Here is a 9,296-nt window from a genome sequence, read left to right as displayed (position 1 = left end):
CAGGGATCATCACGTCCTGTTTGCTGGTGAAAGAACGACGTAAAGCTTTGGCATATATGGAAATATCCAAACCGAACAAGCCTAAGAACAACAATAGGAAATTCCAAATAACCGACCACGTGCCACGGAACGCATCGCGATGTTTACTTGCATACCAAGTGAAAGCGGTTAAGCCCAAAATACCAAGACCTACTAAGATAAAGTAGTAATCAACCGGTAATAAGCGAACGGCGAATACACCGACCAAGCACCATACGGCGGCGGTTACAACACTAAGAATTACGCCTTTGAGCTCTGGCTTTTCATTGGCCGGTAAACGGTTGTACATGCTCATGGCCAATTCGGCAATAAAGCAGAAAATAAAGAAGGCAATGGCAGCCGGCGGCATAATAAAGGACAACACAACGGAGCCTACGAGGGGAATCGCTAAACGCCAACCTTTAAACAATACGAGGTTTTTTATATTCAAACGAAAATCCTGAGTTTCCGAGGTAAACCCGTTATACACCGCAAAGGTAAGCATAAATGATACTAATTCTGCCGGTGTAGCACCCCAAATTAATAATGTCGGTACTACGATAAACGATAAGGCCACACCGGTGAAACGCGAAACAACAGCCGCACAAAATCCGGCGGTCAAATAAGGCAACAATGCAAGAACAATCTCCATGATTAACTCCATTCTACTAAGTTTAATTGAAAAAACGTTTCTTTCATACTCTCTAGTATAACGAATTCAGGCCTTATAATGCAACACTTCCCCCTATGAATCAGCCTATTATTCTTGCAAAGAATTGATGACCTATGACCTTCAAATAATTGCTGGTCTAGACCTTTGACCTTCAAATAATTGATGCCCTAAGACCTTTTTTTATAGCCCTGCCAAGCATCCAATCGACGACGCACAGCCGAATAGGAACACCCCAATTGATCTGCAATCTGCATCGGACTATGCCCCTCCTGATAACGCCTGCACACATCAAACATATCTAGTGCCAAATTATTTCCCCGTAAACGGACGCCTTCTTCTTTTAACCGTTCCGCTACGGTAGCCGGTTTCACATCATACAAAGCTGCCAATTCCGTCGTCGACATATGGCGATGCTCATATAAGTAAGCCAATTCCTTAACATTTAAATACACCCGTTTATTGCTATGACGAATCTCAATGCCGCTATTGCGCAATGTTTTCAAAACAGTCCAACGAGACATACGAAGATGTTGTGCTATCCAACCGGCACTTTGCCCGCTGTTATATAAACAGATAATATTGCGTTTCAAAGCCGGTGTGGGTTCTCTAAAATCAGACTTCTTGTTCATTAATAGCCCCATTTCGTGTAAACGAGCTGCTACCGTTGTATGAGAACATTGATAACGCACCGCCAATTGCTTAACCCCAAGTCCGACGTTTTGATATAAGTGAGCCAATTCCCCCTCCGGCAATTGCTTGCGTCGCGTCCGCACCGGAATTTGATACGCATGCAAACGACGCACCACCGTATCTTGACTACACCCCAATTGCTTGGCAATTTCCCACGTTGACAACTTTTCTTCCGTATATAAACGGTTTAATAATTGCATTGGAATTACGACTTTTGCCATAGTATCCACTCCCCTGTTTTTATAATTACACTAATTGGCCCTACAAAAAAACGCCCGCATCACATTCCTATTTACAATTCCCCTACGCATGCGGGTTCTCCCATATATAAGACTCTTTCATTTTTCAGCACTGTCTTAATTATAAAAAGACCTTCTCTTATAGGCAAGCAAGCCACTCATACCATTGGTGCGCATCCGCACTGTCAGTATGAGACTCATACCATTGGTGCGCATCGTCAGTGTGAGGCTCATACCAATAATGCGTATACGGTGAAAACGCCTTTGTCTTTTTACAAAATCCCTCTCTTTTACCTCTATAAATTTGAGAATTTATGGGTGATTTTTTTTGCTTACATCGATATTTTACGGTATACTATTAATTACATTACATCATACAAAGGAGCTGACTATGTTTAACTTTAATCTATTAAGTATTGTAGCCGCTTTACCGGCTATCATCATTGCCATGGCCATGCACGAATATGCGCATGCCAAAGTAGCCGATGCGCTCGGCGACGACACACCGCGCCGTACGGGACGACTCACCATGAATCCCTTCGCTCATATCGATTTACTCGGCATGTTGATGCTTTTGCTCTTACATTTCGGTTGGGCAAAACCGGTTATGATTAACCCGGCTAATTTTAAAAATAAAAAACGTGATGATACCCTTGTATCACTGGCGGGTCCTGCAGCCAACCTCGTCATCGCCTTTATATCTGCGTTCGTGCTGTTTTTCATCAACAACCACGGCATCGACATATCGTCCGGACTTTACACGGTAATCTCGCTCATGGTAATCATTAACATCAACTTTGCCTTGTTCAATTTGATTCCTATTCCGCCTCTTGATGGAGCGCACATTGTTTCCAACATGCTCTCGCCTTACTGGCAGATGAAATATTGGCAATGGGCCCGTTACGGCTTTTTGATGCTAATCTTGCTCATTTACACACCGTTTCTGACTTGGGTACTCATTCCGTTGCAACAAATGATTCTAAGTTTGTTTGCTATGATTCTCCAGTTCGTTTAAAACGATTTAGTGCCTATGTAGCACGCCACTTTGTTTATAGTATTTATTATAAAAAGGGCGCTTATGAAAACACTGAAAAAACCAATCCACGTGCAGTTCGTCTGCCACGGCAACATTTGCCGATCGCCTATGGCTGAGTTTGTATTTAAAGATTTAGTAGCCAAAGCAAATTTGAGTGACCATTTTAAAATCGACTCCACTGCTACCAGCCGCGAAGAAATCGGGAACGACACCCATCACGGAACGAAAAGTAAACTCCGTGCCCTCAATATCCCCTTTACACCGCGAGCTGCTCGACAAGTGACCAAAGCAGATTACAATTCGGCAGATTATCTTATCATTATGGATGAAAACAATCGTCGCAATTTGAATCGCGTAATCGGCCCTGACTCGGACAACAAAGTTAAGAAAATGCTTTCTTTCGTCGGTGAAACTCGCGATGTTAAAGATCCGTGGTACACCGGTAACTTTGATGAAACCTATGATGACATCAGTAAAGGCTGCGAAGCTTTGCTGGCAGAAATTAGAAAAGAATATAATATTTAACTTCACTAGACCACTTGCATATATTCAAGTGGTCTTTTAATTAGATTTATCATTTTTAATTTTGTAAATTGACTTTTTTCTTCAGTAGCTTTAAAATAAAATTACTAGATAGGTAATTTAATTTAGAGGAGGTCAGCAAACATTATGAGTAATTACATAGAGTACACTAATAAAATGGCCTTCCATCCGGGCTACTATATACAAGAATTAGTTGAGGATAGTGGTCTTACCCAGGAAGATTTTGCCAAACGCTTGGATACGACACCTAAGAACCTTAGTCTTTTAATCAGAGGCGAACAAAATTTATCGATAGATATTGCTGTAAAATTAGCTCGGCTGTTCGACAACAGCATTGAGTTTTGGCTAAATTTACAAGCAACTTATGATGCTGCCTTAGCTGAAATAAAATCATCCGAAGAACTTGAAAAAGAGCGTCAAATATTTGGATTCATTAATTACAAATATTTTGTAAAATACTTTGATTTACCCCAAAATTCAAAAGATATAGATCTACAAATTAAAACATTACGCAATTTTCTTCAACTTTCTACCCTATTACTACTTACAAAAAAGAATCTAATAAGTAAATTTAGGGATTCAACTGATACCTTGCCCCTAAATCAAGTTATTATGGCTAATGCAATGTTACAAGTAGGTATAAATCAGGCATTACAAATTGAAGCTGTTAATTTTAACAAAACTAAATTCAAGAAGTCTATTAACTTTGTAGATATTTTGTACGCGCATAATAAATTAAATTTCAATCTTTTAAAGAAGGAATACGCTAATTATTACGATAATATTGATGACACCTTATTGAACTCAGGCGTTATTTTAACCAAAATACCGGCTATGCCCGGTACACTCTTCCGTAGTGCCACTAAAAAACTAGGTTCCAATGTTATGATATTAATCAATGATACCAATACTAAATCGGCCAATACATTAGATACTATATTTGCTGAAATGTCCAACATTGCCACCGGCAACTATGGTATCACCCTAAATAACTAAAAAATCCTCGAAGTACGTTGAACTATTATGTTCAATAGAATACTTCAAGGATTTTTTATACTATATAGACTTCCAATTATAGGTCATCAATTTCCTTACTAATAAATTATTTTCTGGCTTCAGCAACAGCAACAACGAATTTCTTAGCTGTTTCGCATCACGAGCAGCCGCCAATTCATTCAAAATGGCTGTTTTTAAAACTCTTTTATCCGTTTTGCTATACGCTAAGGTCGTAGCAGTTCATCCGGTCTATCTGCCAAATCAATGGGCACCATCGTTCGATTGACTTCGTTCAAATATTCCACATTAGCGCCTATAGCATTAATAACGATTCCGTCCACACCCTGAGCTATCATAGATTGAATATATCGTTTTTCTTTTTCCGGATTATCACCCACATCGGCAATTGTTACCTTTGCCATACAGCACCTCCTTACGTTTTAATTCCTTATGCTCATACTAATGACCACAATTAATCCAAACCGGAATTTTTTCAAAAAAAGTCCAACTTATCCCGTAATTACTGAATAAGTCGGACTATAACTGTTTTACATAAATATGCTTATTTTAAAAAATTTGTTGCACCAAGAACATGTACACAATGGTGCCTACGGCAATGCTGAGTAATAAATTGCGACGCCAATAATGAGCGACCGCCAATATCACTAAAGCAATAGCCTCCGGAATGCCATTTGGCGCTACCGAGAGCGATACATCCTTTAACGAATACACGACCAAAAGTCCCATAACTGCGGCCGGCAACATATCGCCTAAGTACGTCACGATGGCCGGCGGTTTTTCCGACTTGGCAAATACAATAAACGAAATAAAACGCGTAGCCATCGTACCGAGGACGACGGCGCCGATAGTGAGTGCCATTTCCCAAGCTGTCATGAAGCCGTCCCCCCTTCATCGCTACAATCCGTTTCTTTTTTACCTTTAAACTTATACAGTAAGCTGAATATAACTACCATGAGGGCCATGGCCGGCAGCATAAATACATCCGGCCCCAGGATAATGCGCATCAAAAGCGACACGCCGAGACCGATACAGCCGGGCAGTAAATTTTTGCCTTTTAATAGCATATCCAGGAATATAACCGCAAACAAAGCAGCTAGAACAAACTCAATACCTTTTAAGTTTAAGGTAATGAATTGACTGCCGATGGAACCCATAGCCACGCCGATCACCCAATACACATAGTTAAGCCACGTCACATGAAGATAAAACCAGCCTTTATCCACATTATCCGGCAAGTTTACGGTCGCGTTGAGGGCAAAGGACTCATCACACATGCCGAAAATTAGGGGATATTTTTTCCACCCCTGTGAAGTATAGCGAGTTAACATAGTCAAGCCGTAAAAAATGTGACGTCCGTTAACCATAAAGGCCAGAATAAAAGCGCCTAACGGATCAAAGGGAGCGGCCAATAAAGCGACCGTAACAAACTCCATAGAGCCTGCAAAGATGGTAGCGCTCATAATAATCGGCAAATACCAAGGCAGACCCTGTCCTACGGCAAAGAGGCCGTAGGAGATGCCCAGAAATAAGAAGCCCGCACAAATTGGCACAGTTAAGGGAAACGCGTAGCGAAACGCCTCCCGCCCCGCACTCTTGTCATGGCTCTTCTTACTACCGTCGAGTGAAGTGGCAACATCAGTCGAAATATTATTTACATTGCGGCTTTCATCATTGCGACTTTCATCATTCTTCATAGGGCCCCCAAGCCTTTTCAGCAACCCGTTTAATGAGTGCCAATTTTGCGAATTGTTCTTCTTCGGTCAAATTATTGCCTTCTTCCGTGGAGGCAAAACCACATTGCGGGCTCAATGCCAATTGGTCTTTTGGTACATATAAGCTTGCCTCTTCAATACGTGCCAATAAGTCTTCTTCTTTTTCAAGTTCAGGGAACTTGGACGTAACGAGGCCCAATACGACCTTCTGATTTTTGATAAAACGAAGCGGTGCAAAACCGCCGGCACGGTCGGAATCGTATTCCAAGAAGAAACCGTCAATATTGCAATGACCAAACAGTGTTTCCGCCACCGGTTCATAGCCCCCCGACGAGAACCAAGTGGAACGGAAGTTACCACGGCAAATATGCATAGTTACAGCTAAATCGTCCGGTTTACCTTCCAAAGCATAGTTAATTACTTCTACGTATTTTTTAGCAATGTGATTTAAATCTAAACCACGAGCCGCGTATTCTTTGCGTTTTGTTTCATCGCAGAATTCACCCCAAGAAGTGTCATCCAACTGAAGATAACGGCAACCTGCATCATAGAACGCCTTAATCGCCTTGCGATAAGCTTTGGCAATGGCTTCAAACAAAGCGTCTTCATTTTGATACTGCGCAATCGGTTCATAATGTTCTTCACGAACACAACAAATGAGATGAAGCATGGACGGCGAAGGAATCGTAAACTTAGCAACCGCTCTGTCACCGGCTGTAGCTTTTACGAATTTAAAATCTTCCAAAAACGGATGATTATCCGGGAAGTCGATATCCCCTACGATTTTAAGCGTAGCCGCTTTCGGCTGATGGCCTTTAAAAGCTACGGACCAATGGTCCGCTTTAATACGTTCAACGCCCACCAATTGTTCCAAGAAATCTAAATGCCAATAGGCACGGCGGAACTCGCCGTCAGTGACTGCTTTAAGGCCTACTTTAACTTCTTTATCGATTAAATCGCGAATGGCTTCATCTTCTACCTTGCGAAGTTCCGCTTTTCCAAGAGTCCCCGCTTCTACTTCTTGGCGTGCCTTTTTAACGGATTCAGGTCGTAAAAAACTACCTACTACATCATAGCGGAACGGACCTTTCCCAATTGTCTGTTTTGCATTACTCATATTCTCAATCTCCTCTCAAAAGTGGCAGCTAATAAAAAAAGTCGTCAACAAATGACGACCAACTGTCTTATCATCTGCCGGTTTCCCGTTGGACTTAGCACCTTGCTAATACTATGCGTATAAGCAGGTTGCCGCAGCTTCACCGGGCCAATTCCCTCAGCTGCTCTGGATGATTCTATAAAATTATAACTACCTGGGGTAAAACATTACCCTTTCGATGTATATTATAATACTTCAATCAGAGATACATGTCAACTGTAGTTATACAAAAAACAAGTAAAGCTATAGCTATAAAGAGCCTAACCCTGCGGTATACAAAAAGAGCACCAAATGCCGTGCTAAGCACAAGCATTCGATGCTCTCATATTTTTTGTTAACCGAGAGTTTTATTCAAACTTTTACTAAAAAACTTAGCCAAGTTTTTACTCGGAACGTCTATTCAAGTTTTATCCGGAAATCTTATTCAGGTTTCTTGAATTTAGGGGATGTTGGGCAAGTTTCAGGCGTTACATCCTTACGTACACCAAGATCGCTGCTGCGGTCGGTGAAGTGAGTGTGTAACAACTGTTCGGAAAGTTCACCCAATGGTTTATCAAAGAATTCAGTGTAAATTGCTTTGATTTCAGGGTTTTCATAGCTGGAACGAAGTTTCATGTTGGAATCCATATCGTAGATGCCCTTGATACGAGCTTCACGAACTTTGTTAGCTACCGGCATTTTTACGCGTGGCTGACCGCCGCCGCCGATACAACCGCCAGGGCAAGCCATCATTTCAACGAAATCGTATTTTTTGCCATTAGCTTTCATGTCGTCCAAGAATGTACGGATATTTTTACCGCCGTGAACTACAGCTAATTTTAATTTTTTGTCGCCAATTTCAACTTCCGCTTCGCGAACGCCTTCCATGCCGCGAACTTCCTGAAGGTTCGTGTAACGTTCAGGAGTCGGTTCTTCACCGGTAATGAATTTGTAAGCACTGCGAACAGCCGCTTCCATAACACCGCCGGTATTACAGAAGATTACGGAGCCACCGGTTTCAGCGCCGATGTATTTATCCATCTGAGATTCTTCTACCTGAGTAAAGTCGATACCGGATTCACGAATCCATTTGCCGAATTCACGAGTCGTAATACAATAATCGGTATCACGAAGTTCTTCTTTTTCCCAGTATGCAGCGGATTTATTCTGTTCAGGACGACGAATTTCGAATTTCTTAGCCGTACAAGGAGCCACGCTCACGGATACGATTTTCTCAGGATCGATATTCATCTTCTTAGCGAAATATGTTTTAATAACAGCTGCTTCCATAGCGATACAGCTGCGAGTTGTAGAAATATTTGGTAAATATTCAGGATAGTAAGTTTCGCAGAATTTAACCCATGCAGGGCAGCAGCTGGTAAACTGTGGCAATTCACCATGACCGTTTACAACGCGTTCAATTAATTCGCTGGCTTCTTCCATAATAGTTAAGTCGGCACCAAAGTTGGTATCTACTACATAGTCGGCACCAAGTTGACGCAAGGCACCAATCATTTTGCCTTCTAAAACGGAACCCGGTTCATAACCGAATTCTTCACCGATACCTACACGTACAGCCGGTGCAGTTTGGATAACAACGATTTTATCAGGATCGGCGATAGCTGCTTTTACTTCGTCCAATTCGGAACGTTCGTTCATAGAATCGAATGGGCAAGCGGCTGCGCACTGACCGCAATGAACACAAATCGGTTCATCACCGGTAGATTCTAAATCGTAGTAGTCAAGTACACCCATAACGTCAGCACAAGCACGACGGCATAATGTACAGTTTTTACATTTAGTTAAATCATGAATGATTGCAGGGTTATTCTCTGAAATCGGAACACGACGATCAATATGTTGGAATCGACTTTCGAAACTCATAGTTTTGCACCTCACACAAATAATACTAGTTATGTATTCAAATACTCCAACCTCTGTTGGAACCGACATCGACCAAAAATGTATGGTTGTGAGTGATGTCTCTTTGTAGTATAGCAAATTAAATCTCCTGTTTTCAAATAGGAATTAGATTATCATTGTGCATTCTTACTATGCGAAAAGTATGATAATACCGCCTTTTTTAGAGGATTTAAATCATAACCACCCGTAGAACGGGTGGTTTGCTCTGACCCTATAAGGGTCTTTCTCTAGTGGTTGCCCTCTAAAGAGGGCTTTGAGTAATCTGACAACCACTCTATTACCACTGGCTGCCCCCTACTCGGGGGCTTTT

Annotated in this window: 10 protein-coding genes and 1 riboswitch; of the genes, 3 read left to right on the top strand and 7 right to left on the bottom strand. The window is 41.6% G+C overall.

Annotated elements, in window-relative coordinates:
* Both E7204_RS03885 and E7204_RS03880 read right to left on the bottom strand, forming a co-directional pair.
* The coding region (locus E7204_RS03885) for a hypothetical protein (RefSeq protein WP_295181726.1) at positions 1-670 on the bottom strand (670 nt) is incomplete at its 3' end.
* 188 nt (positions 671-858) lie between these two features.
* Positions 859-1,602, bottom strand: a complete 744-nt coding sequence (locus E7204_RS03880) for a helix-turn-helix domain-containing protein (RefSeq protein WP_295181724.1) — start codon at positions 1,600-1,602, stop codon at positions 859-861.
* Positions 1,603-2,011: 409 nt separating this feature from the next.
* Between E7204_RS03880 and E7204_RS03875 the strand changes: the two genes are divergently transcribed.
* The 3 genes from E7204_RS03875 (at position 2,012) to E7204_RS03865 (ending at position 4,195) form a co-directional block, all read left to right on the top strand.
* On the top strand, positions 2,012-2,635 hold the full coding sequence (locus E7204_RS03875) for a site-2 protease family protein (protein WP_295181722.1): 624 nt from the start codon (positions 2,012-2,014) through the stop codon (positions 2,633-2,635).
* A gap of 63 nt (positions 2,636-2,698) precedes the next feature.
* Entirely contained in the window at positions 2,699-3,181 is a 483-nt protein-coding gene (locus tag E7204_RS03870; RefSeq protein ID WP_295181720.1) for a low molecular weight protein-tyrosine-phosphatase, read from the top strand.
* A 144-nt stretch (positions 3,182-3,325) separates the two neighbouring features.
* Entirely contained in the window at positions 3,326-4,195 is an 870-nt protein-coding gene (locus E7204_RS03865; protein ID WP_295181718.1) for a HigA family addiction module antitoxin, read from the top strand.
* Between the two features lie 224 nt (positions 4,196-4,419).
* On the opposite strand, the gene E7204_RS03860 is transcribed toward E7204_RS03865, so the two are convergent.
* The 5 genes from E7204_RS03860 to E7204_RS03840 form a co-directional block, all read right to left on the bottom strand.
* Positions 4,420-4,617, bottom strand: coding sequence for a hypothetical protein (locus E7204_RS03860; RefSeq protein ID WP_295181716.1), 198 nt, complete (start codon positions 4,615-4,617; stop codon positions 4,420-4,422).
* 145 nt (positions 4,618-4,762) lie between these two features.
* Positions 4,763-5,089: an AzlD domain-containing protein gene (locus E7204_RS03855; RefSeq protein WP_295181714.1), complete on the bottom strand. Its 327-nt coding sequence runs from the start codon at positions 5,087-5,089 to the stop codon at positions 4,763-4,765.
* Positions 5,086-5,910: an AzlC family ABC transporter permease gene (locus E7204_RS03850; RefSeq protein WP_295181712.1), complete on the bottom strand. Its 825-nt coding sequence runs from the start codon at positions 5,908-5,910 to the stop codon at positions 5,086-5,088. Before E7204_RS03850 ends, E7204_RS03855 begins: the two co-directional genes overlap by 4 nt.
* Complete coding sequence (locus tag E7204_RS03845; protein ID WP_295181710.1) at positions 5,900-7,045, bottom strand: 5-methyltetrahydropteroyltriglutamate--homocysteine S-methyltransferase; 1,146 nt, start codon at positions 7,043-7,045, stop codon at positions 5,900-5,902. Before E7204_RS03845 ends, E7204_RS03850 begins: the two co-directional genes overlap by 11 nt.
* Positions 7,046-7,112: 67 nt before the next feature.
* Positions 7,113-7,221: riboswitch (SAM riboswitch) on the bottom strand.
* A 283-nt stretch (positions 7,222-7,504) separates the two neighbouring features.
* Positions 7,505-8,947 carry a [FeFe] hydrogenase, group A gene (locus tag E7204_RS03840; RefSeq protein WP_156703997.1) on the bottom strand — a complete coding sequence of 481 codons (1,443 nt, stop codon included), beginning with the start codon at positions 8,945-8,947 and terminating at the stop codon, positions 7,505-7,507.
* Between the last annotated feature and the right edge of the window lie 349 nt (positions 8,948-9,296).

The sequence above is a fragment of the Veillonella sp. genome (assembly GCF_015058545.1).
Taxonomy (GTDB): Bacteria; Bacillota; Negativicutes; order Veillonellales; family Veillonellaceae; genus Veillonella_A.
The sequence above is the reverse complement of the archived record's forward strand: the minus strand, read 5'-3'. Positions and strand labels throughout refer to the sequence as shown.

Bases quoted from the DNA above. Each gene is read 5' to 3' on its own strand.
- E7204_RS03880 (WP_295181724.1), bottom strand. From the start codon at position 1,602: ATGGCAAAAGTCGTAATTCCAATGCAATTATTAAACCGTTTATATACG.
- E7204_RS03875 (WP_295181722.1), top strand. From the start codon at position 2,012: ATGTTTAACTTTAATCTATTAAGTATTGTAGCCGCTTTACCGGCTATC.
- E7204_RS03870 (WP_295181720.1), top strand. From the start codon at position 2,699: ATGAAAACACTGAAAAAACCAATCCACGTGCAGTTCGTCTGCCACGGC.
- E7204_RS03865 (WP_295181718.1), top strand. From the start codon at position 3,326: ATGAGTAATTACATAGAGTACACTAATAAAATGGCCTTCCATCCGGGC.
- E7204_RS03860 (WP_295181716.1), bottom strand. From the start codon at position 4,617: ATGGCAAAGGTAACAATTGCCGATGTGGGTGATAATCCGGAAAAAGAA.
- E7204_RS03855 (WP_295181714.1), bottom strand. From the start codon at position 5,089: ATGACAGCTTGGGAAATGGCACTCACTATCGGCGCCGTCGTCCTCGGT.
- E7204_RS03850 (WP_295181712.1), bottom strand. From the start codon at position 5,910: ATGAAGAATGATGAAAGTCGCAATGATGAAAGCCGCAATGTAAATAAT.
- E7204_RS03845 (WP_295181710.1), bottom strand. From the start codon at position 7,045: ATGAGTAATGCAAAACAGACAATTGGGAAAGGTCCGTTCCGCTATGAT.
- E7204_RS03840 (WP_156703997.1), bottom strand. From the start codon at position 8,947: ATGAGTTTCGAAAGTCGATTCCAACATATTGATCGTCGTGTTCCGATT.